The sequence below is a fragment of the Flavobacterium gelatinilyticum genome (genome assembly GCF_027111295.1).
Taxonomy (GTDB): domain Bacteria; phylum Bacteroidota; class Bacteroidia; order Flavobacteriales; family Flavobacteriaceae; genus Flavobacterium; species Flavobacterium gelatinilyticum.
Genome location: NZ_CP114287.1, coordinates 885,188 through 909,593, shown reverse-complemented (window position 1 = coordinate 909,593; position 24,406 = coordinate 885,188). Strand labels below are relative to the sequence as shown.

Here is a 24,406-nt window from a genome sequence, read left to right as displayed (position 1 = left end):
ACCAATCCTGACGGCGGTTCGCTTTGTTTCTAATATAAGAATTGTTACTTTTATAATCTTAAGAGTATTCTTTAATTTAAAGCGGATACAGAAAATATTAGAAAATGAGCAGCATACGAATGATAAAAGTGATAGCGGCAGTTTTACTGCTGTCCGGAACTGCAAATGCACAACAGAAATTTACAATTGTTGCGGCGGCAAATCTTAAAGCAGCTTTAGATTCGGTGAATACGGTTTTTAAAGCGCAGAATCCGGGAATTAATCTGCAGATTACGTATGGTGCTTCGGGAAAATTTTATGAACAGATTTCCAACGGTGCTCCTTTTGATTTATTCTTTTCAGCAGATATGGAGTACCCAAATAAACTCGAAAGCAATAAATTAACCGCTTCGAAAGTAAAAAAGTATGCAGTTGGAAAACTGGTGATCTGGAGCAAAAAAACAGACCCGAATAAAACAAAAATAAACAGTCTGTTAGATTCCGGAATCCGCAAAATAGCTATTGGTAATCCTGCCGTTGCGCCGTATGGAGAAAAAGCAGTCGAGAGTCTAAAATTCTACAAGATATACGATAAAGTAAAGAATAAACTGGTTTTTGGCGACAATATTACACAGGCAGCCCAATTTATCACAACCGGAAACGCCGATATTGGTATTACTGCTTTATCCCTTGTTCTTATGCCAAATATGAAAAAGGAAGGCGGGAAGTATTATATTATTCCGGAAAAAAGCCATTCTCCTTTAGAACAAGGCTGTGTGATCTTAAAACACGGAAAAGGCAATGCCGGTGCTTTGAAATTTTATGATTTTATATCTTCAAAAAAAGCAGCTGCTATTTTGAAATATTACGGATATGATACGAATGCGAAATGAATGTACTAAAAGGAATTATAACCGCTATTCAGTCGCATGAAGGTCTTTCGCTGGTAAAAGTAAAATCGCATCAGTTTGCTTTTTCTTCTATTGTTTTAGATACTCCCGAAACATCAGATTATTTGAGAGAAAATAACACGGTCAAAATTATCTTTAAAGAAACAGAAGTGATTATTTCTAAAGATGCAAATACCGCAATCAGTGTTCAGAACAAGATTCCCTGCCGTATTGAATCCATAAAAAAAGGCGTCATACTCAGTCAGATTAATTTGGTGATGGACGATCAGATTTTAAAATCCATTATTACCACAAATGCCTGCGAACAACTTGATTTAAAAGAAAAAGATCTCGTTACAGCCTTAATAAAAACAAACGAAGTAAGCTTATCTCGCAATGATTAATTTAGATCCTTTATGGCTCACGGCAAAACTGGCGCTTATTACCACATTAATTCTTTTTGTGGTTTCGGTGCCGTTGTGTTATTGGTTATGTTACAGCCGTTTCCGTTTAAAAGCCGTTGTTGAAGCGCTCATAAGTCTGCCCTTAGTTTTACCGCCTTCTGTTTTAGGATTTTATCTTTTAATAGCTTTTAGTCCTGAAAATGCATTTGGGAAATTTTTATCTGATTATTTCGATGTAAGACTTGTTTTTACTTTTGAAGGATTAATAGCGGCATCTGTATTATACAGCCTGCCGTTTATGGTAAATCCTGTTTTATCCGGATTAAAAAACCTTTCACCGGCTTTGCAGGAAGCGTCTTTTACTTTGGGGAAATCCAGATTTACAACCCTTACTAAAATTTTACTCCCTAATATTCGTGCTTCGTTATTTACAGGAATTATTATGACATTTGCCCATACTCTAGGCGAATTTGGCGTAGTTTTGATGGTGGGAGGAAGTATTCCTGAAGAAACAAAAGTAGTTTCGATTGCAATTTACGAAGAAGTTGAATCGATGAATTACGATAATGCCAATATATACGCCGGAATATTGTTTGTATTTTCTTTTACTATTTTATTGGTTGTTCATCTTATCAATAACAAATCCCGAAAAACGATTCTTTATTAATGATACAGATTAGTGCTTACAAAATGCTGCAGACAGCAGACGGCGAACTGCCTTTGGATATTTCTCTGACGATTGAGAAAGGACAATTTGTTGCTGTTTACGGAAATTCAGGAGCCGGAAAAACAACTATACTGCGAACATTAGCAGGACTTACACGGGCAGAAAAAGCTTTTATAAAAATAGGAGAAGAAATTTGGGATGATTCTAACAGAAAAATACATCTTCATGTTCAGAAACGTTCTATTGGTTTTGTTTTTCAGGATTTTGCTTTATTTCCTAATTTAACAGTAAAAGAAAATCTGGAATTTGCCTTATCAAAAAATGATTCGAAAGAAATAGTTTCAGAGCTGATCGATTTAATGGAATTGCAGTCGCTGCAAAACACCAGACCGCAAAATTTATCAGGCGGGCAAAAACAGCGTGTTGCACTGGCAAGGGCAATTGTACGAAGACCGAAGCTTCTTTTATTAGACGAACCTTTATCGGCGCTTGATGATGACATGCGGTTTAAACTTCAGGATTATATTCTGAAAATTCATCAAAAATATAATTTGACTACCATTATGATAAGTCATTCAATTGCAGAGATTTTTAAACTTTCGGATAAAGTTATTGTGGTTGATAAAGGAAAAATTATAAAAGAAGGAACTCCTGAGCACGTTTTTTCGGAACAAAAAATAAGCAGTAAATTTCAGGTAACAGGAGAGATAATCAGCATTACTAAAAGCGACGTGATTTATATTGTTCAGGTTTCATCGGGAAATACGATCGTAAAAGTGATCGCCACAGAAGATGAGGCACAGGAATATAAAATAGGGCAGAAAGTCCTTGTGGCTTCAAAAGCATTTAATCCTGTAATTCAGATTTTGGTGTAATTTCAAAATAAAAAATGTGCCGGAAGAAAACCGCCCTGCGCGTTCTGTACTTGAAGTTTCACACCTTATCATTCGGATTGCGAAAGAGTAATCTGTTTTTTAATTTATTTTCCTGAATGCCGAAGCCGTCATACCCAGCCGGGCTTTTAGAAATTTATTAAGATGATTTTCGTCTGTAAAACCTAAACTGTAAGCGATTTCACCGATAGAATGATTGGTATACAGCAGTTTGTTTTTAACTAAATTACATTTGTAATTTAAGATATATTCTTTTGCAGTGAATCCTGTATTCGATTTGAAGTATAATCCAAAAAGGTTTCTGGATTTATTAAATCTGGAAGCCAGATTGGAAACTTTGATTTTTTCGTTATCATAAATGTTGTCCTGAATATAGAATATAACCTCGGTAATATTGGAGTCCGCTCCATTATTCAGAAATTCTCCTAAAACCTCTTCTCTGATCTTTCTGGCAGTCAGACATAAAATATGCACCACCGTATTTTGAATAATGGTTTCAAAAAATATGTTTTTATTTTCATATTCAGACTGCATGTGATTCATAAGAAGCGCCATTACAGCTCTTTCTGAAGAATCAGTAAAAATGGGCTGCTTTATATATCCGGCATTTAAAAGAATAAATTCTAAATGTTTGAAAATCATAGAGAAATCAATCAGTTTATCCTGTTTTATGTTTTCCCTGTTAAAATAGATTTTATTAAAAAGAAGCACATGAAAATCTGTTGCTTCGCTGACCTCGAAGTGATGTACATCGTTTGGAATCAGTAAGAAAAAATCACCCTTTTTATAGGCATACGGTTTGTTGTTTATAGTTTGAATTCCCTGGCCTTTAAGGATATAAACAAACTCAAAAAAGTTGTGTTTATGTGCCTCATAAACGCCTTTTTCCCAATGGTAGAATTTGAGATCGAGATCCTGAAAAAGAGAATAAACTTCCATAGTGCAAAATTACTGTTTCTTTGTGTGTTTTTACGGGAAACAGAAAACATCTTCAGAATAATTTTGCTTCATACTATTTAAATAATTAAATCATGATGAAAAAGAATATAATTCTGAGTGCCGTTTTTACTGTATTTATGACAGCTGTTTCAACCGGACAGGAAATCTCATTACAGAAAAGCAAACTGACAGCAGGACTTGCCACTTTTGAAAATGTAAAAACAGGCAGTAAAGAGACGATTAAGGTAATAATGGACCCGTCGGTTAAACTTTTCGACGAACCGACTTTTGTCAAATTAAATGATTTCGATTTTGAAAACGGAACCATTGAGGTCGATGTTTTAAGTAAATTTTTACCGGATGCGCCGGATTGGGCGAGGGGATTTATAGGTTTGGCATTTAGAATAAATCAGGATAATTCAAAGTTTGAAAGTATTTACATCCGTCCTGATAACGGGAGAAGCGAAGACCAGATTAGAAGAAATCATTCTGTACAATATTTTGCTTATCCGGATTTTAAGTTTGACTTATTGAGAAAGGAAGCGCCAGAAAAGTATGAATCGTACGCCGATATGAAAATGGATTCATGGATTAAAATGAAGATTGTTGTAAAAGGATCAGAAGCCAGATTGTATCTTAACAATAATGAACAGCCTTCGATTGTGGTTTTAGATATGAAACATGGTGCCAAAAACAACGGTTCGATTGGTCTTTGGGTTGGACCCGGAACGGAGGGTTATTTTAAAAACCTTAAAGTTTTAAAACAATAATTCAGATTAAAAAAGGAATAGCGATGTAAAGTTACATTGCTATTTTTATAATGGAGAATGAATAACAGAAATTCTGTAAAATCATTCATTTAATTTTTTAGCCTGCCTGCTGTCGGCAATAATATTAATTACGACACCCAGAAGAATAAAAACGATGCCAATGCTTAATTTCCAGGTAAGATGTTCACTAAAAAGCACTACACTTATTCCAACTGCTACAACAGGTTCAAGAGCGCCCATAATGGATGCCGATGTTGATCCGATCTTTTTTATAGCAAAAACAAGTGATAAAATAGAGATTACAGAGGTGATAAAAGCAAACAGAGTAATGTTAAGCAGCATTTTTGATGATGGCAGTACTAACGACTGCTTTAATGCAAGTGCTTTTACTAAATAATAACTTGAAGAAAAAAGCAGGGAATAAAACGTAATTTTAAATCCTGATGCTTTGATTTTCGTTGTGTTTATTTTAACAATATACACAGCGTAGCACAAAGCACTTAAAAGGGCAATAAACAGTCCGGTATAATTGATATCGAGTGCGTTTTGTTTTATGCTCAGAATGTAGATTCCCGTAAGTACTACACAGAGAGAAATCATAGTAAGCCTGCCTATTTTTTCGCCGTAAAAAAAAGCCATAATCAAGGCAACCAGCACCGGATATACAAAAAGTATAGTAGAAGCAATTCCAGCCGAAAGATAATCATAGGCCAGAAAAAGAAACTCTGAACTTAAAGCAAAAAGAATACCCAGTAAAGAGAAAAGTGACAACTCGATTTTATTGATTTTTATTTGTTCCTTTTTATAAATCAGGATTCCCAGTACAAAGGCGGCGGCAATAAGAAACCTATAAAATAAGGTAACGTCGATAGAAAATTTTTCTAATTTAACAGGCAGTATAAATAAGGGTATAAGCCCATAAGTTGCCGCAGAAACAACAGCAAAGAAATAACCTTTTGTTTTCAAAGTAAATGTTCAGTAAAAGGGGAATAGTGGTAAAAATTTGTTTTGAAATAATCGCAGCAAATGTACTTAATTATTTGTCAAGCCGCATTTTAAAGCAGGTATTTTTATTTGGTCTGTTAATGTCTATTTGTCAAGGATTTAGCTAAGGTTTTTTTTGAAATATTTCTGAATCCCCGACGCAGAAAAATGGTTTTAAACCATGGTTTATTAAACTACAATTATTTATCGTCAATAATTTCAAACAAGAGATCGTATCTTTCGCCTAATTTCTTCTTTAATCTCTGTTTGCTTTTTTTGATAGCATCGATTGTAACACCTAGTAAATTAGACATTTCGTAATTGTTATAATCTAATTTCTGGAGCATAATTATTTTAAGATTGGATTCTTTTAACTCCGGAAAATTTTCCATTACAGAATTATAGAAACCGGTATGTTGTTTTATAAATTCCCTTTTAAAGGTATTCCAGTTTTCATCTGTCATAAGATGCGAACTTAGTATTTCTTCAAGTTTTATTTTTTCTTCTTCTGACGGTAACGGAGCCGAGTTTTTAATTTCCTCCAGTTCATTTTCCAAAATAGATATCTGCTGGTTTTTATTTTTCAGATATTCGGCATAGGTGTTTATATTCGAACTGGCATCATTGAGTTTCTGTTCAAAAAAGAGCCTGTCATTTTCCAGTTTTATTCTTTTTGCTTTTAATTTTCTGTTTAAAGAATAATACGTAATCAGACTTAATACAATAGTTGCGATTAAAATGAGAATAAAAAAACTTGTCATTTTTTCTCTTTGTTCCAGCTGCGTTCTGATCTTTTTAGTGTCATTTTCATATTTTTCCTTCTGAATAAGCCAGTAGGATCTTTGCAGGACGGTATTTCCGTTTGTTTTCAGCAGATATTCTTCAATTTGTTTCAGCTGACGTCTTAAGAGCAATTCTTTTTCAGGATTTTTTCCGTTTAAAATACTAAGTTTTAATTCGATTACTTCTTTTAATGAACTTCTGTAATAGGATTTTGATGCGGCAATTTTTCCGGCTCTTTCCAGAATTTTTTCAGTTTCGGTTGTATCTTTCAGTTTTAAAAGCACTTTGGCTAATAAGATAGAAGCATACATCTCATTTTTATCAATTTTGAATTTTTGAGAATAGCGAATATCCTGATTTAAAAGACGCACAGCATCTTTCAGATTTCCTTTTTTTTCATAAACAAGTGCTTTGTCGCCTAAGATTTTTGCATACCTTACGCTGTCACCTACTTTTAGTGCAATGACTTCAGCTTCATTAAAACATCGCATGGCATTCGATAAATCTTCGTTTCTGAAATAACAGTTGCCAATGGCATTTAAAACACCTGCAGATTCTGTAGAAGGATTTTCCATATACTGCATGGACTTTTTATAATAACTGATAGCAGAATCATCCTCGACGGTAGACATTATCCAGCCAAAGAATTTAAAAGTTTCATCGGGTAAAATCATTTCCGAAGGATCAATTTGACTGCATTCTTCCATTGTTTTGAGTACAATTGGAGTCAGTTTATCGATCTGGCAGTAGAAATATAAATACTTTGAATAATTCAGTTGTGTCCAGATAATCAGACTGGGATCATTGAGTTTTTTAGCTCCTTCAATTGATTTTAAAAAGTGGTGCTCGCTTCGATTGTTTATTTTGTCAAAAAATACAGAAAAACCGTTGGCCAGCAGTGCATTGTAAAGGATTTGTGATTTTGTGTCCAAAGATTTTTCTAAAAATGATAACCGTTTTTTGAGTTCTGCAGTATCTTTTTTAGCATTGTTTTCTTTGATAATTATAGATTCGATATCCTTAATTGATTCTGCAGCAGGAGATGTTTTATAGGATTGTGTAAAATAAACAAAGGCAGATAACACAAAAAAGTATCTAATTTTTTTTGTACAGAGAATCATTTTGGACTGGGGGCTTAGAGGCCGCTAAACTAAAAAAAATAAATGTTTTTGCTTTGAAAAACTTTAACAAACGGCTGTATTTATTGAAACTAACGGCTTCTGAATTTCAAATATAAAAGTTTTCTTATAGCGTTTCACAATCGGTTTTGGTACTAAAAAACAAATTTGTAAAAAAAGCTTTCCAATAGCATTTGGTACCCTGTCAGAAATTTCTATTTGTAAAAATTGAAAGAGTTTGCGCTGTATTTCTGCATTAGAAAACGGCAGAATTTTACCTTAAAATTTCGTTTTGTAAACGCTGTCCCAAAGTGTCTTTTTTGAAGTATTTGTAAATTAACTGTTTATGTTTTTACAGTTACTAATTTGTCCTCTTTTTGTCTCTACTGATTATTTACTTAATCCTTTTTTTTAAAATAATTTCGGGCGTTTATATATAAGACGCGAAAGGTCTTTAATTACTTCCAATTTATTAATTTTTTAAATGATGTCTATGAAATCAAAATTACTTTTAGTGTTGTGCCTTTTTTGTGCAGCAATGTCCAATTACGCCCAAAGTTCAGCTTCTCAGTCGGGAATTGCCGTACAAGGAATTGCCAGAGATATGAACAATACTGCTTTAACCAATCAGACTATTACTCTTACATTTACGCTTTACTATCTGGATGCTTCAAGTATTGAACAGACTATTTATAAAGTTAACAGAAATGTAATAACTGATGCATTTGGAGTTTTTTCGGATGTAATTGACCCAACGGCGGTAAATAACGGCTTGTTTGCTAATAATGCAGCTTATTTAAGAATAGAAAAAGGTTCTGAAGTTATTTCAGATGAAAAACTTCGTCATGTACCGTATGCTATTTCTGCTAATAACGGTGTTCCAACAGGTTCAATTATGCCTTTTATTGGTACTGCAGCTCCGGAAGGCTGGGTACTTTGTAATGGAGCGCCATTGCCAGTAACTGCTAAAACTTTGATTGGTATGGTAGGAACAAATGCACCCGATTTAAGAGGTATGTTTTTAAGAGGGGCCGGACAGAATGCTAACACATCTAATGCCGCAGAAATACAAGCAAATAGTCTAAATACGGTTCAAAATTCAGCTAATAAAAGCCATACGCACACAGGTACAACAAGTACAAATGGCGAGCACAGCCATACCGAGTGGAGCACTTATATATATGATCAAGGCAATGCAGATGGAGGTTTTGATGGAGGAGGTCATGCGATAGGAAGAAGAAACATCCCATCAGGTTATAGCGGTAATCACAATCACACCTTTACAACTCAGGCAGATGGTACTGCAACAGAATCACGCCCAATAAACTATGGTGTAAACTATATCATCAAATTATAAAGCTGTAATTATGAAGAAAATAATTGCAGTTCTCGGAATGTTTGTTCTGGGAGCGGGACTCTATGCTCAAAATAACATTGGAGGAGCCAGAATAGTACCCGTTTCGCAGGCAATTAAAAAAAATGGTTTCAACATACAGGTTGGACTTCCATTTTTGGGCCAAAACAAAACAGGAGCAAGGGTTAACAATCCTGCAGATATTCGTTTTCCATGGGATATTTTGTATTTATACAGCACATTTGCCGAAGAATCTTTTGGTGTTTCAAAAGGTTTTTATGGCGATAAGGTTTTAATTACATGGAATTTAAGAGCCAATGAAAATTTGGTAAAAAGCATTAAAATCTACAGAAGGGTTTATACAGAGGCAGGAAATCTTCCTTATAATCTGGTAGTGGGTCTTTCGCCTACAGAAACTACGTATGAAGACAAATATGTAGAAGGAGGCATTTTGTACGAATATAAGGTAGAAGCCGTGGGAGTAAGCGCAACGCCGCAATTATACAGCACGTATATAACCGGAATTGGGTATAGAAATCCTACAGCGGTTGTAACGGGAAATGTGAGTTATAAAGGCGGAAATCCCGTTAAAGACGTTGTAGTTACAGCAACACCAAGCGGCAGTGATAGTGCCAAAGGAAGCGGATTGAATATACCGGCTGCGGGTTTTGTGGATATAAGCGGTTTAAGTACACTAATTTCGAATGCTGCAACTTTTCAGGCTTGGGTAAAACCAAACGGAGGGTATACAAATGATTCACAAACAGCGATTCGATTGTTTAATTTGTCCAGTACAAAAAGTGCTGATAATCTGGATGTTACTGTAAAATTAAATCCGGCGGCTAAATCACTGGATGTAACCATTGGCAGTAACAAATATACTTTGAAGAATTATTTTCCTTCAGGTAATTTAAATGCCAGAGGAAATGATCTTCTTGTTCCGGTTTCGGAATTTAATACCTCTTTTGTGCATTTTAGTGTAGTAGTCAATGATAATCAGACGCCTTTATTATACATTAACGGAAGACAAATTACACAGGCTTACGTAACTGAAGTTAAAGGGTTTGATAAAACGTATGCCGATTTTGCAGCCGTAATTCCAAACGGTACCACAAAACTTTCGGGTGTAACCTGGGACAATGCTAAAGTTGGAGGAGGAAAATCAAGTTATGTTGACGAGATAAGAATCTGGAAAGCCGCATTAGAACCTTCTGTAATCAGAACAGATTATTCGAGATTTATCAGCGGAAACGATTCCAGAATGGTAAGTTACCTGAGAGCCAACGAAAAAGTAGGAAGATATGCGTATGACTTATCCCGCAGCGGTTTTAATTATAATGAGAACCACGGTAAGCTTTGGGATACTAATACAACAGAAAGCAATAAAGTTTTATGGGCTTCGGCAGTAGAGAATTATCCAACGACTTCTCAGCTGGGGATTCTGGGGGTAACGGACAGTAAAGGAAATTACGAAATTAGTGCCATACAATATTCCGGTACAGGAGAATCGTATAACATTACGCCTATGTACGGCCAGCATAAATTTGAGCCAAACCAGCAGTTGGTTTATTTAGGACAGGGGTCAGAGGTCGTTAATAAAATTGATTTTATCGATCAGTCTTCGTTTAGTTTTAAAGGAAGAGTATTGTTTGATTCCAGAGATGTGTTTCCATCTTATGTGACCTTTAAAGGCGGCATAGAAAAAGCCATTGAAAATGATGAATGGATTGGCGGCGGTGCTAATATCTTGGATGAAGGATACAATTATTACGAAATAAACGGCGTAAAATATTCTAAAGGAGAATATTGGAAAAATGATGCCGGAACTCCTTTAGATAAATCCGATGATTATTTAGATCGTTTTGCCCGAATTTATACAACGGGTGCTAATGTATATATTGACGGAAATATTGTGCTCGATGCCAATAACATTCCGGTAGTTACTGATGATGAAGGTTATTTTGATATAAGTGTTCCTATCGGGAAGCATTACATCACCGTAAAAAAAGACGGCCATCAATTTAATTACAACGGACGTTTTCCGGCAGCCACAAGTGAATTTAAAGAGTTTTTTGAAGATTCTAATGAAGATGTGTATTTTATAGACACAACCCGAGTTACCGTAGTAGGTAAAGTAGTGGGAGGTTCTGTAGAAGCAGAGAAAGTTATTGGTTTTGGAGGTGAAAACTATGTATTTAAAACAATTATCGACTCCGGAATTACAAAGAATCTTGAAGTCAGTGCCAAAAACAATATTGGTACAGCCAATTTTACATTAGGATATGCGCCTGTTGGGGCTAATGTTTCAGATCTGACCAAGTTTAATTTTACTACCAATGCAGCTTCGGGAGAATACAGAGTTTCGGTACTGCCTTTAAAATACAATCTGAACGAGGCTGATTTTAAAATTAAAACCAATCCGGATATTTTCTTATTAAAAGCAGGAACTACAGAAGTATTTGATTTTGCTGAAATTCCAACTGTAAAAACGCCTGAGTTTAAATACACAGAAAACAATGTAGATAAAACGCTGACAGGAACACCGTATCATTACGAAAAAAGTTTTACCTACAGATCGACTCCGGTATTGCAGGTAACAGAGCAGACTTCGGATAAAACCATTGATGCAGGCGGTACGAAAGTATCTACAGAAAACTTTGCAAAACCAATTTACACGCAGTTTATGGCGTATAAAATTGTAATGAATCGTTTTGAACGTTATATCAATAACGACTCAGGAACGCCTGTAGAAGTAAAAGTTCCGGTTACAGATGGCGAACTGGTAAGAACAAACAATCTGGCTTTGAAGGATTCAGAAACGATTACCACAAATGGCAGTACTTTAACGTATGCTTTTAAGGCAGGAATACCTTCGATTACAGCGCCGTTTGAGATCAAAAGCAGTTTAAAATACCGATTAAACGAAGTCGATTATCCGGTTGAGAATTTTAATGATACCGGAATTATTTTAGGAGGTGCATCAGACGGAAGCCAGACTTTTGTAACGGAAGCTCCGGACGTTCCTGCCATAATTTTAAGGGACCCTCCGGGATCGAACAGTTTTGCTACAATCGAGAAAGGACAGAGCATTTCGTTTACTTCTGAAACTTCTCTTGCACATCAGGAAGGATTTACCCAGAATGTAAATGTCAATTCGGGAATCAAATTTGTAATCAGCGGGGGTATCGTGCCTACTCCGGAAACAGAATCTGAAGTAGTAAACGGCGCCGATAGCGGTGTTGGTCTTAACAATACTTCTTCTGATGGTAAAACAATCACGAGTACCTATACGTTTAACAAAGCAATCTCAACCAGTGATGCCACAGATTATGTAGGTTCAGATGGTGATTTGTACATTGGGAACTCCAAAAATATCTTTTACGGATCTTTTGATAATGTTGAAGCTTCTAGTACTATTCCAAATGGTGATTATGTAAATGTGGGTACCACTTCGAATCCGGTTTATGTAAGCAAGCAGAAGGCTTTAATGTTTAATAATCGTACAAGCCCGACTACTTTTATGTATTCGCAGAAACATATTTTAAACGTTTTAATTCCGGAATATGAATTGTTTATTACAAACAACTTAAACGGACCGGATTCTAATTCAACTGAAAATGTAAATAAGCGGGAACAATATAAAGAGAAAATCAGACTCTGGAGAAAGATCATTTTAGACAACGAAAAAGCTAAATATGCAGCCAAAAATACTCCGGATGCGAATAGAGCCAATTTGACAACGGTTATAAACAATCTTAGAAATAAAATTAATTCGGCTTATAATGAGGTAGATGACCCTGTTGCCAAGCAAAAACTGACTAATCAGCTTAATCAGTCTAATGAAATTAAAAGTTTATTAGATGAAAACTTTCAAAAAAATGTTTCATTCGATTCAGGTTTAGGATCTTATACGCAAAGTGTCGAAACCAGTATTGTAGAGACAGATTCTTATTCGTATAATCTTATCATCGATGAATCATTAACAGGGAAGCTTGGTTTCGCGGTAAATAATGTAGGGATTATCACGACTACAAATGCATTTTTTCAGCAGGATATCAATTCTTCACTTTCAAAAGAACAAGCAACTACAACTAATATAAGTTATACGATTAAAGACAATGATCCGGCAAACTTTTTAAGTGTAAATGTAGTCGATGCATTTGATGGTAACGGACCTATATTTATCACTCAGGGAGGTAAAACATCCTGTCCGCATGAAACAGAGGATAAAACGATTTTTTACAATAAAGCAACTTACAGCGATACAGCTCAGACAATTGCAGAGCTTCCTGAAGATAAACGTGAATCGTTAAATTTTGCTACTCAAAAAGTAGAAGTCCCTGAAATTGTCGTAACCGATAATGACGTAACTAATGTTGCAGAAAATAAAAATGCTGAGTTTGAATTGAAACTAACAAACAACAGCGCAGCAGGACTTGATACCAACTTTTTATTAGTGGTAGACAATACAACGAATCCAAACAATGCCTTAATTAACATTGAACCAAACGGTACGATCGTACATGTGCCTTACGGAAAAGAAGTAATTTACAAACTTACTTTAGGTAAATCGATTTCAGATATTTACGAATATAAAGACATTAAAGTCAGATTACAGTCTATGTGTGACGGCGAAGATGTAAGTTCAGAAGTATTTATTTCGGCAAGTTTTATTCCGTCATGTTCAAGCGTAGTCGTAAGTGCACCTTTGAACAACTGGGTTTACAACAGAGAGAAAGCTTTTAATACAGACGGATCGACTAAACCGCTGGCAATAAACCTGACAGGATATAATACTAAGTTTAAAAGTTTCAAGAAAATTGATCTTGAGTATAAATTAGCAACAAGCCCTAACTGGGTTCGTCTGCAGACGTATTACGCAACTCCTGAATTTTATAATGAAGCTGTAAGTAATAATGAAACGCAGATCTCATCCATAGGTTCAGCAGTAAGTCTGACGTATAATTTTGATATGGCTGCTCTAAAATTATCTAATGGGAATTACCAAATTAGAGCCAGAAGTACTTGTACAAACGACACCGAATTTATAACAGAAATTGTATCAGGACTTGTTGATTTAAGTGCGCCTCAGTTATTTGGAACACCGCTGCCAACAAACGGTATTTTAAGTGCCGGCGATGATTTGAAAGTTAGTTTTAACGAAAACATATTTTACAATCCGTCAGTAACTACAATCGAAATAAAAGGGCAGACGAATCAATTAAAAATTGATCACAATGTAAGTTTGCGTTTCGAAGGAAGCGGCAATACAGCGGTAATTAATAATCCCGGAATTAGTTCAGGAAATTTAAGTCTTGAATTCTGGATGAACAACGAAACCCAGACCACTTCCGGAACATATATCGTTTCGCAGGACGGCGGTTTAAACATCGGATTAAGCAACGGAAATATTTCTTTTACTTTAGGTGATATTACTGTACAGGGAAGTGTGAAAAAAGACAACCTGTTTCATCATTATACTTTTACATATGACAGCAGCAGCGGTGATCACAGAATTTTTGAAGATGATACCGAAATTGCTTCAAAAGGCGGTAAGGCCAATGTTCAATTTGCCAATAATAATGCCTTGGTAGTAGGAGGAAATACGTTTAAAGGAAACGTACATGATCTTCGTTTATGGAATAAAACACTGACCAGAGAAGATTCGTATGCAAAAATGTATGCTAAATTAATTGGTAACGAAGCTAATCTTGCAGGCTATTGGCCAATGAATGAAGGAAGAGACGCTCTGGCTAAAGATTTAGTGAGATTTAAACATGCATCGGTAAATGCTTCCTGGGATATTAAACCAAAAGGAACTTCGTACGATTTTAATAACGGACAATATCTGGTTATGGACAATGTTAATTTTGTTCAGATTACCAAAGAGATGGACGCTACAATGGAATTTTGGATTAAAACCGAAACTTCGCAGGAAGCTACAATATTCTCAAACGGAAAAGGGGATGGTTCAGATGTTATTCAAAGTAACGGATTATCAAATAAATGGTCTGTTGATATGAATACTTCAGGTAATCTTCTGCTGAAAAGTGAAGGTCAGTCTTATGTTTTAACAACAAAAGGACTATCAGATAATGCATGGCACCATGTTACGTTATTGTTTAACAGAACTGGATCACTTAGAACCTATGTAGATACCAAATTAGTGTCTTCAAACCAGATGACCGCAATTGGAGGTTTCTCCGGAAATAAAATCTGGCTGGGAGCAAGAGGAGCAAGAGATCTTGCCGGAAGAGAATCGGCTGATCGTCTTTTTACGGGTAAAATAGACGAATTCCGTTTATGGAACACGCTTCGTAATGTCGAACAAATCAACAGAGACAGTTATAATGAAGTAGATGTAGAAAGCATTGGTTTAATATTGTACTCAAGATTAAATGTTCCGGATCCGGTTACAGGAAACGGGCCAAGATATTATCATGCAGATACAAATCAGACTGTAGTAGTAAACAACGCTGTTTTAAGCGGCGGAAGTGTAAATTATTCAAATGATGCGCCTGCGATTCAGCCGGAACGCCAGCTGATTAAATTTGGAACTACAAATGTGATTAAAGAAGGTGAAATGATCATTTCGCCGGTTGTAACCGACTGGGCATCTTTAGAAGGACAAATCTTAGATATTACGGTGCACAGAGTATTTGACAGTGCCAATAATATGCAGGAATCTCCGGTTACCTGGACCGCTTATGTTAACCGAAATGAAGTGAGCTGGTTTGCCGAAGGATACAACGAAATTGTTGATCTTACAAAGAATAACAGTGAAGCCAAAACTTTCGAAATTACTTTAGTTAACAAAGGAGGAAAACAACAGCCATTCAGTATTAACAATGCACCTGGCTGGTTAACTTTAAGTAAAACAAGCGGAACAATCGATCCTAACAGTAAAACCACCGTCAAAGCAGTAGTCGATGAAGACGTTGCTGTTGGGGAATATCTGGAGAATTTGTATTTGGAAACTGATTTTGGTTACGACCAAAAATTACAGGTAAAACTAAGAGTACTGGCTCCGGAACCAAACTGGAATGTTGATCCTACTCATTTTGATTACAGCATGAACATCATCGGAAAAATTAAAGTTGACGGCGTATTGTCTGTTGATCCTTATGATAAAATTGCTGCCTTTTATAATGATGAAGTCAGAGGATCTGTAAAACTGGTTTACAATGAAGCGTACAAAGAATATTTTGCCTTTTTGACGGTTTACAGCAATACAAATTCGGGCGAAAACCTCAAGTTTAAAATCTGGGATTCTTCTCAGGGTAAAATTTTAGAAGCTAATGTAGAGTTTAATCCGTCTATTACTTTTATGAATAATGAAGTATTGGGAACTTTAAGCAGTCCTTATATTTTTATAAATTCAGGTTTAATAGAACAGGAAATTAAACTGAATAAAGGATGGACTTGGGTGTCTTTAAATGTAAATGATACCAATTTCTCAGATTTAAATACCTTGACGAAAAATTTAACTTTAGAAACTTCTAACCGAATTTTAAGTCATTCTCCTGCATTACTGGATACGTATTTTACAGATAAATCGAATCCTGCAAACAGCGGATGGTCTGGTACAATTAGTGCAAACGGAGGACTTTCTTCTTCTAAAATGTACAAAATAAATGTAACACAAGAACAGACTTTAAAAATCAAAGGAAAAAGCGTAGACGTTACTGCGTGGAGTTTCCCAATTAAAGAAAACTGGAACTGGCTTGCGTATCCGCTGGCATCTAATCAGACAACAAATGAGGCTTTGGCTTATTTTGATGCTGCTGACGGAGATGTCGTGAAATCGCAGAATTTGTTTGCAATCTACGATCCTGTTATTGGCTGGAACGGAACTTTAAAATACTTAGAAGCCGGAAAAGGATACATGATTAAATCAAGTAAAGAACAAACTTTTAAGTATCCTGATAATTTAGACAGAAGCAAAAATGCTTCAGGAAAATCGGTTTCAAACAACGTACAGGAAGCAATCGCCTCTGAGTTTAAAAAATATTCGCAGAATATGAATGCGGTTGTTTTACTGCCAAACGGATTTGACGAATTGTTTGTTTATGATTCAAAAGGTATTTTAAAAGGAACGGCAGTAAATCAGACCATAAACGGAAAAGAACTGAGTTTTATAACCATTTTTGGCGATGATACAGAAGAACTTTCCTTTACTCTTGGAAATGGATTTACGAAAAAAGAAACTTCAAAATCATTTACTTTTAAAGGAAATGAAGTACTGGGAACAATTGCTGATCCGGTTATTTTAGAAGAAGTTTCAAAAAGTGAAAACAGTATCTATCCAAACCCATTTGCAGCTATTTTGAACATAGAACTTAATGCGGCTAAAAAACAGGAGGTAAGTATTTTGCTTTATTCAATAAACGGTCAATTGGTATTCAGCCGGAAGACTACTGTCGAAAGCGGCAAAAATGTGATTTCAATTTCTCCGGATATTGCTCAGGGTGTCTACATTGTAGAAACCGGAGTCGACGGAAAGCTGGTAAGAACTAAAATCATAAAAAATTAATAACCCATAATTGAGCTCCTAAAACAGCTTTTAAAGTTTGTTTTAGGAGTTTATAATCAATTAAAAATGAGAAATTATATCTATACAGCATTATTGCTTTTTATTGTAAGCAGTACTGTTTTTGGCCAATCGCCGGACTGGTCAGTAAATGAAAATAAATTTCAGTACACGATGTCATTCGAAGGTTTCCTGAATGTAGATGGAAAAGACTTAACAAGCACCAGCGATAAACTGGCCGCTTTTGTTAACGGAGAATGCCGAGGCACAGCCAGCCCGATTTATGTATCAAATGAAAAAAAGTATGTTGTTTATCTGACTGTTTTTTCTAATACAGATAATGAAATCGTTAATTTCAAAATCTATGATGCGGAAAACAATACGGTTAAAAACGTAGAAAAGACAAAGGTATTTGAAAACAACAAGCATTATGGCGATTTGTTCCAGTCATACAGTTTTGCAAGCCCCGCTTTGAGAAGCGAATCCGAAATAACAGACTTTAGTTTTAAGGATTTAAAAACTGCTAAAACGATTCAAGGTTCACAAATAACGCTTTACGCCGGAAAAGAAACCAATCTTTCAGCATTGAATGCTTTGTTTGAATTAAGCCCGGGAGCAAAATTGTTTATAGGAGCAGCCAATAAAATTTCAGGATCAAATACTATCGATTTTACAAATCCGGTGCAGGTTCAGGTACTTTCAGAAGATCAGTCAGTAGTAAAACAATGGACAATTACGGTAAAATTAGGCAGTGCACAGTTTTATAAAAAAGACGCCGTATGTTATGCCGGCGGCGTTATTAAAGTTTTATATGAGGAAAATAATACCCAAGCTGATTTAGTAAAAGACGGTACGGTAATAAGTACTCAAAACATTCTGAATGGGCAGACCATATTTAATAATCTGGAAGCCGGAAAATATACTGTAAGTGTTGGCGGTATTGATAAAGAAATAGTAATAAATCTAAAACAACAGTAATGAAAATTAAACAATATTATATTTTAGCAGCAGCAGCGTTTGTGTTTTTTAGTTGTTCAGATGATAAAGAACGGGAGCCGGAGGAAATAGCGATTAGTGCGCAGAGTATTTCTTTTGTACATGCTGACGGTTCAAAAATAGCCGAAAATGAATGTATCAGCCCCAATGTAAAATACGGAATTAAGATCGAAACCAGTCATGCAGATGTTAACAGACCTTTTAGAGTAGATTACACGGTAAACGGAGTTGTATATTCAATGACTTTTACAACTGCTCTTTCGCAGGTTAATCCGGTTACTTTGAGCAATGGTGTAAATGCCGCACAAATAGTAGGAAGCAATCATAAAGCTGTCCTTACTTATATTGACCAGGGAGATTTTGAACTGGTAGAATAAACGAATAAAGTTCGTACATAGAAAAGAGCTGTCAAATTATTGACAGCTCTTTGTTTAAATTAGTTGTCCAAATATTCTTTTCCTTGTAAAGAAAGCCAGCCTTTTTGTCCGTTTGGTAATTCAAAGCGGGCATAGTTCCCTTGAAATTCTTCCAGTTTTTTATATTTAATATCTTTGATAATAGGATAGAAGGTAAACAAACCATTTTTTTCTATGCGGTATATCTGCTGCCATTCATCATAAACAGAGTCCAGATTTTTGGGTAAAACAGTATTAAAATCTTCAATTTCCTTTGCCGGTTTTTCTGTAAGCAAATATTCAAGTGAGTTGAGATTGAATTTTCCGTTTTTAAGTTTCGTATAAATAATAAAAGGATCTTTATGGGTATATCCCATCATTTCAGAATATAAAATAAAAGAAGAAGGCTGATCTAAAAACTGAATGGTTTCAAATTCATTCGAGTTTTTGATTTTAAAACGGCTCTCGTAACCCGAATAATTTCTGATAATTGAATTTATACAATCGGTTTCAAAATAAAAATAATCATCTTTTTTAGTAATGTTGAATCTGCATTCCTGATTTGGAAAAAAATGATTAAAACTCATGTAGTAATTTAGATCAGAAGAAGTATAATTGGTTCCGGCAAGATTTATGTTCCTTAAATTATTGTGGTCAATAACCTGTATACTGGGGTAAAACGATTGAAAACTGAAACTTTTTATGCTGTCTAATTTCAAATTGCGGAAGGTATAGTTATAGAGTTCAATTTTATTGTTTTTATATCCGGCAATAAAAAAAGCATTAAAAGCAATAGAGTCGAATTTTTTATCAATAAGAGTTTGATTATAAATATTTTTAATCCTTACTTTTTTATTCTGTAAGGTGTCAATTTTGTAAAAATCGTGATTAAGAATTAAGCTGCCTCCATTTACCAAATGAATGTCACTTGCTTTCAGTTCCGGATTTGCAGCGATATCATAACTTTTAAAAGAATCGTTGATTTCTTCCTTTCGGAATAAAAACTGTACTTTTTGCTTTGTCGGAACAATAAAGCCTTCTGGATGGTAAATGATTTTCTTATTGTTTCCGAAATCCAGAACAACATAATGAAAAAGATATTCGTTTCTCGGACGCTGAATAGAATCTTCTAATATACTGACTACAAAGAAATTTGGGTTAAACTTATACAATCGATAATTATCATTGTAAGTGATGTCATTTTTTGTGGTGAATTTTAAAACATCCAGTTTTTTAAAATCATATTTGATTATATCTGAAGCAGAAACCGTCGATGAATCTTTTTTCCTCTTTTCTATTTCATCGGTATTTCGGGCAGACAATTCATATTTTAATCCCTCAGACAGCATTTTGTAATTATCGGCATGCTCAAGCCGCACCAGATAAAAAACATTATTTTTTTTGATGTAAACCCCTTCTTTTGGATGAACGAACTGTAATTCGCCATCGGTTATTTTAAAGACTTTTTGTCCAAAACCCATTTGAGCAGAAAAAATAAAAAAGCAGAGAAACAGCGAGTGGTTTTTCATGTTTTGGATAAAGTTTGGATTCAGAAAATGATTAAAGAAATTACAATGAGCTTTTTATATACAGAGTACAATTATATAAAAAAGGTTGGGATTAGAAATAAAAAATCATCTTATAAAGTGTACCGGGATGCAAAAAGCCTAAGAAATTATTCTTAGGCTTTTTGCTTGATTTGTATACTAATTGTAGGTATTTAAATTTTGCCAATCACGGTTAAAGATTCGCCTTTATTAATGGCAGGCGTTGAAATAATCAGCATTAAAAGTCCATCATCTTCTGCATACACAGTTTGTAAAACTTCTCCAAAATAATTGGTAACGCAGCCCAGTTTCATTCCTTTTTTAACATATTCTCCGGCTTTTTTCTCCGGATAAAATATGCCGTCAAATTTAGATTCGGTGTAGATCCTGTCAGAAATAATCAAAGGTTCTTTTGTTTTATTTTTTTGTGATTTTAGAGATAAAAAATTCAAATGTTCCAAAAGGCGAATAACACTCTGTTCATTTTTTTTGACTGCAGATTCTTCCATAATCCCTAAACGTCCGCATTCAATATCAATAGAAGGAATTCCTCGTTTAAAGGCTTCGGCAGTGCAATAAAGGCTCAGTTCATTTTTGTGCATATATTTTTTTCCGTCGGTATTAAAAACAACAACGCGGTCAAATCCTAAAGCTATCGCCATTTCCCGGCCTGTCTTAGAAATTTCGGGCATAGCAGCATTACTGTAATAGGCTCCGTACTGTATAAGATCTTCGGGCGCATCACCTGAATGCATATCAAGAAAATAATCTGCTTTTGCAATGATGTTTTGAGTTATATAGTCTGCAATTTTTTCTGTGTTGGTTCCGTCTTTACTTCCCGGAAAAGTTCTTCCCAAATTTTTTCCATCAACCGGACTCACATAAGGCGATCTTCCAAGAAAACTTTCAAGGTTTGCTATTTGAACCAGGATAACGACCCCGCTTAGTTTTGCAGGATCAATAGAAGTGATTAATTTTTGTGCAGCCATAATTGGGGAAAGCTCATAACCGTGAACACCGGCTGTAATTCCTAAGGTTTTTCCATTTTTAATTCCGTTAAATACGGTTATAGGAATTAAGGTCGCATTATTTTCTGTAGAAACAGGAATAAGAAAATGTTCTTTTGTACCCGGTTTTATTTCTTTATTTTCAAAATAATAAGATGATTGTGCGATTGTGGTGCAGGAAAATAGCAGCATGAAAAGGTATGGACGGAATTTTTTTAGCATTCTGTATAATTTGTTTGGATTAAAACTGCACGAATACGGAATAATACTATATCGAAATGCAGCACTAACGCAACTAAATTGCGATAATACTGCAAATATACCGATTTATGTTTTGAATATCCTAAAAAAACAAAGGAAAACAAGGAGAAAATGCCGAGGCTGTTTTTGTTTTATACTAAAAATAGGGAAGTATAGATCTAAAAAATCCTTACTCTTTTTGAATAAGGATTTTTAGTTTATAATAAGGTTTGTGATTATGTTTTAGAAAAAGAAATAACCAACGGATACCTGAAATATGCCGTTTTTATTTTTTCCGGAATAATCCTCGATATTATTAATATCAGTTAATCCCAGATTGTATCTGGCACTAAAATTAAGTCCGTTTTCAAATTTGTAACCAAGACCGAAATTAACACCAAAATCAAACGTATTAAAGGAATCTTTTACATCTGTTTTATCATTTTTGGCAGAAACTAAAAAACCAATCTGCGGTCCTGCTTCAACACTAAATCCTTTCGTAACATAGTATTTTCCCATTAAAGGAACGTTTACATAATTTAGTGCAACAATATCATCGTCGAAAGTATATCCCTGACGAGAATATAATGCCTCAGGCTGGAAAGAGAATTTTTCTGATAATGGAATTTCAGATACAACACCAATATTATAGGATGTTACATAATTGATACCTTCGGTATCATCTCCGGTGATAGTTGAAAAGTTTAAACCTCCTTTAACACCAAATTTAATTTCCTGTGCTTTAACATTCGCAAACCCAAAAACTGTAAAAACAGCTAGCAATAAAATTTTTTTCATAAAATGTGATTTGAATTATTTGGATGCAAAAATCACACAAGAAAAATTAGAGAAGGTTTCAAAAGCTTAAAATTGTACAAAATGGTACTTATTTGCAGGTATTTTTATACTCGTTTGGCGTCTGGCCGGTCACTTTTTTAAAGGCTTTGTAAAAAGTTGTTTTGGAAGTAAAGCCGGATTCTAATCCCATTGCCAAAAGATTGTAGTTTTCGTATTCGGCATTTGAAATCATTTCCTTTACTGCTTCAACCCGATAGTTATTTATGTAATTGGCAAAGTTGTCTCCTGTTATCGTATTGACGATTTGTGAAACATAACCCGCACTGATACCTAATTTTTCGGCTGCTTTTTCCCGGCTTAAAGTACTGTCTGTATAAATGTGCTCGTTTTTGCAGAGCGCTTCCAGTTTCTGGAAATAAAGATTATCTGCCGTTATAGATTCTTTGTATTCGTCTTGTCTGCAATCTTCTGCAATTTGCAGATTGGCAGCCGAAATGGTTAAATCGTTGTTTAGAAAATTATAGACAGCCTCTTTGTTCTTGGCCAGTTTGTATTTGTAAATTCCTATGTAAGATGTCCAGTGAATTATAAATGTTGCCGCTAAAGCCAAAGTACTCATAGTAAAAGTAGTATCGTACTGAAGAAAGAGCCCCGCCAGAGCGATAATAAGAAAAGAGAATATCGAAGAAGTAACAATAGTCAGCAATGTTACAATCCATTTTTTCTCTTCGGGATCTTTTAAATGTTTGATCATGAAATAAGAGTAACACAGCAGAAAAGGAATAAATGTGACGGCTAAAATAAGATGAATCAAGCCAAGTATATTTATCAGACCGCTGTATGACTCAGGAATGGTATAAATTCCTGCAACACGATCAAGATCAAATGCAATATGAATACTTGCGGAATAAGCAAACGGAATAAAACACAAATACGATTTTTGCCTGCTTTTTACAGTATCATCAATCCGGTTTATTATAAACATAAACATACAGGCAGGCAGTAGAAATACCCATTCGATATGATCAATAAAGCGCAGAAAAGGATAGGGGGTAAAGGCATCTTCAACCTCAAAAACATGATTCAGTAAAATAATAGAAAGTGTAAAAAGTAAGAATGCCAGATATTTGTTGGACTTACTGTTGAATATGGCAGACTTTAAAATAATTAAGCCTAAGACTATTCCCTGAAAAACCGCAATATTTAAAAGTGTTGTATAAATCAATTCTTTACTATTAAGGTTGTTTTTAAGATTTTGTTTTGGAATGTCATCGTATAAAATCATAGTTTATTTCATACGAATGGACAGGACGAATTTATGTTAATACCCTTGAATTTTCTTAACAGATTAAGAAATGATTAACTAAAAGAATCAGATATTCATAAAAAAAACTCCACTGTAAATGGAGTTTTTTTAGTACTGCTGCTATTATTTGAGAGGCTCTTTTTGATTGATTTTCAGTCTTTTGTTTAGCCAATCGTTTTTAATATTTCAAGACCTTCATCCCAGTTGGTATGTCCGGATGCGGCGTTAATGTGCCCGGCATTTCCAATGTTTATAAATTTACTTCCCCAGTGATCTGCAAAAAATCCGGCTCTTTCCAGCGAAACCCAAACATCATCTGCACTCGCGACTACTATAGTCGGAAAGTTGATTTTGTCAAGAGGAATCGGAGCAAAACCCGTTGCAGGAAATGTATACTGCGGTGCTTCGAGATCACTTGGAGCTACAAGAAGAGCACCCTTAATTTGTTTTTTGTATGCAGCGGCCCAGTGCGCAATAGTCGAACATCCTAAACTGTGTCCAACCAGCACTACAGTAGAAGGATCAAATTCAGAAACTTTTTTGTCGATCGTTTCGATCCAGTCTTTACAGGCTGGTTTTTCCCATTCCTGCTGTTCGATTCTGTAGAAATTGCTTCCTGATTTTTCAAAATAAGTCTGCCAGTGATCCTCTCCTGAGTTCCCCAGGCCAGGTACGATTAAGTAATTAGTCATTTGTGTTGTTGTTGTTGTTGTTGTTGTTGTTGTTGTTGTTGTTGTTGTTGTTGTTGAATCTTTACTGATTTAGTATTAATTTCTGTAAAAGTAAAGAATGGATTTCATGGCAGC

17 protein-coding genes are annotated in these 24,406 nt (G+C 35.0%); 9 read left to right on the top strand and 8 right to left on the bottom strand.

Annotation, left to right across the window (positions count from 1 at the left end):
- The first annotated feature begins 104 nt into the window (after positions 1 to 104).
- Genes modA through OZP11_RS03865 form a run of 4 tightly spaced genes read left to right on the top strand, consistent with a single transcriptional unit; the run spans position 105 to position 2,815 of the window.
- Positions 105 to 872: a molybdate ABC transporter substrate-binding protein gene (modA, locus tag OZP11_RS03880; protein WP_281233908.1), complete on the top strand. Its 768-nt coding sequence runs from the start codon at positions 105 to 107 to the stop codon at positions 870 to 872.
- On the top strand, positions 869 to 1,273 hold the full coding sequence (locus OZP11_RS03875) for a TOBE domain-containing protein (RefSeq protein WP_281233907.1): 405 nt from the start codon (positions 869 to 871) through the stop codon (positions 1,271 to 1,273). The genes modA and OZP11_RS03875 overlap by 4 nt, the downstream gene beginning before the upstream one ends.
- Entirely contained in the window at positions 1,266 to 1,940 is a 675-nt protein-coding gene (gene modB, locus OZP11_RS03870; RefSeq protein WP_281233906.1) for a molybdate ABC transporter permease subunit, read from the top strand. The genes OZP11_RS03875 and modB overlap by 8 nt, the downstream gene beginning before the upstream one ends.
- A complete protein-coding gene (locus OZP11_RS03865) occupies positions 1,940 to 2,815 on the top strand; it encodes an ABC transporter ATP-binding protein (protein WP_281233905.1) in 876 nt (291 codons plus the stop codon). The genes modB and OZP11_RS03865 overlap by 1 nt, the downstream gene beginning before the upstream one ends.
- A 99-nt stretch (positions 2,816 to 2,914) precedes the next feature.
- Here OZP11_RS03865 and OZP11_RS03860 read toward each other — a convergent pair whose 3' ends face one another.
- Complete coding sequence (locus OZP11_RS03860; protein WP_281233904.1) at positions 2,915 to 3,772, bottom strand: helix-turn-helix domain-containing protein; 858 nt, start codon at positions 3,770 to 3,772, stop codon at positions 2,915 to 2,917.
- Between the two features lie 92 nt (positions 3,773 to 3,864).
- Between OZP11_RS03860 and OZP11_RS03855 the strand changes: the two genes are divergently transcribed.
- Entirely contained in the window at positions 3,865 to 4,542 is a 678-nt protein-coding gene (locus tag OZP11_RS03855) for a hypothetical protein (protein ID WP_281233903.1), read from the top strand.
- Positions 4,543 to 4,623: 81 nt separating this feature from the next.
- Here the strand turns inward: OZP11_RS03855 and OZP11_RS03850 are convergent, their stop codons facing one another.
- Both OZP11_RS03850 and OZP11_RS03845 read right to left on the bottom strand, forming a co-directional pair.
- Positions 4,624 to 5,508 carry a DMT family transporter gene (locus OZP11_RS03850; RefSeq protein WP_281233902.1) on the bottom strand — a complete coding sequence of 295 codons (885 nt, stop codon included), beginning with the start codon at positions 5,506 to 5,508 and terminating at the stop codon, positions 4,624 to 4,626.
- Positions 5,509 to 5,726: 218 nt separating this feature from the next.
- The gene (locus OZP11_RS03845; protein WP_281233901.1) at positions 5,727 to 7,394 is read right to left on the bottom strand and encodes a tetratricopeptide repeat protein; all 1,668 of its coding nucleotides are present in this window, start codon (positions 7,392 to 7,394) and stop codon (positions 5,727 to 5,729) included.
- Positions 7,395 to 7,920: 526 nt separating this feature from the next.
- Between OZP11_RS03845 and OZP11_RS03840 the strand changes: the two genes are divergently transcribed.
- From OZP11_RS03840 to OZP11_RS03825, 4 genes are all read left to right on the top strand, one after another.
- A complete protein-coding gene (locus tag OZP11_RS03840) occupies positions 7,921 to 8,784 on the top strand; it encodes a tail fiber protein (RefSeq protein WP_281233900.1) in 864 nt (287 codons plus the stop codon).
- Between the two features lie 10 nt (positions 8,785 to 8,794).
- Positions 8,795 to 17,314: a T9SS type A sorting domain-containing protein gene (locus tag OZP11_RS03835; protein WP_281233899.1), complete on the top strand. Its 8,520-nt coding sequence runs from the start codon at positions 8,795 to 8,797 to the stop codon at positions 17,312 to 17,314.
- Between the two features lie 66 nt (positions 17,315 to 17,380).
- Entirely contained in the window at positions 17,381 to 18,289 is a 909-nt protein-coding gene (locus OZP11_RS03830; protein WP_281233898.1) for an SGBP N-terminal domain-containing protein, read from the top strand.
- Positions 18,289 to 18,684 carry a hypothetical protein gene (locus OZP11_RS03825; protein ID WP_281233897.1) on the top strand — a complete coding sequence of 132 codons (396 nt, stop codon included), beginning with the start codon at positions 18,289 to 18,291 and terminating at the stop codon, positions 18,682 to 18,684. The genes OZP11_RS03830 and OZP11_RS03825 overlap by 1 nt, the downstream gene beginning before the upstream one ends.
- A 59-nt stretch (positions 18,685 to 18,743) precedes the next feature.
- Here OZP11_RS03825 and OZP11_RS03820 read toward each other — a convergent pair whose 3' ends face one another.
- From OZP11_RS03820 to OZP11_RS03800, 5 genes are all read right to left on the bottom strand, one after another.
- Entirely contained in the window at positions 18,744 to 20,231 is a 1,488-nt protein-coding gene (locus tag OZP11_RS03820; protein ID WP_281233896.1) for a hypothetical protein, read from the bottom strand.
- Positions 20,232 to 20,422: 191 nt separating this feature from the next.
- A complete protein-coding gene (locus OZP11_RS03815; protein ID WP_281233895.1) occupies positions 20,423 to 21,478 on the bottom strand; it encodes a M14 family metallopeptidase in 1,056 nt (351 codons plus the stop codon).
- Positions 21,479 to 21,739: 261 nt separating this feature from the next.
- Positions 21,740 to 22,294, bottom strand: coding sequence for a porin family protein (locus OZP11_RS03810; RefSeq protein WP_281233894.1), 555 nt, complete (start codon positions 22,292 to 22,294; stop codon positions 21,740 to 21,742).
- Positions 22,295 to 22,382: 88 nt separating this feature from the next.
- Positions 22,383 to 23,579 (bottom strand): helix-turn-helix domain-containing protein, encoded by a 1,197-nt coding sequence (locus tag OZP11_RS03805; protein WP_281233893.1) that lies wholly within the window; start codon positions 23,577 to 23,579, stop codon positions 22,383 to 22,385.
- Positions 23,580 to 23,764: 185 nt separating this feature from the next.
- Entirely contained in the window at positions 23,765 to 24,292 is a 528-nt protein-coding gene (locus tag OZP11_RS03800; protein ID WP_281233892.1) for an RBBP9/YdeN family alpha/beta hydrolase, read from the bottom strand.
- Between the last annotated feature and the right edge of the window lie 114 nt (positions 24,293 to 24,406).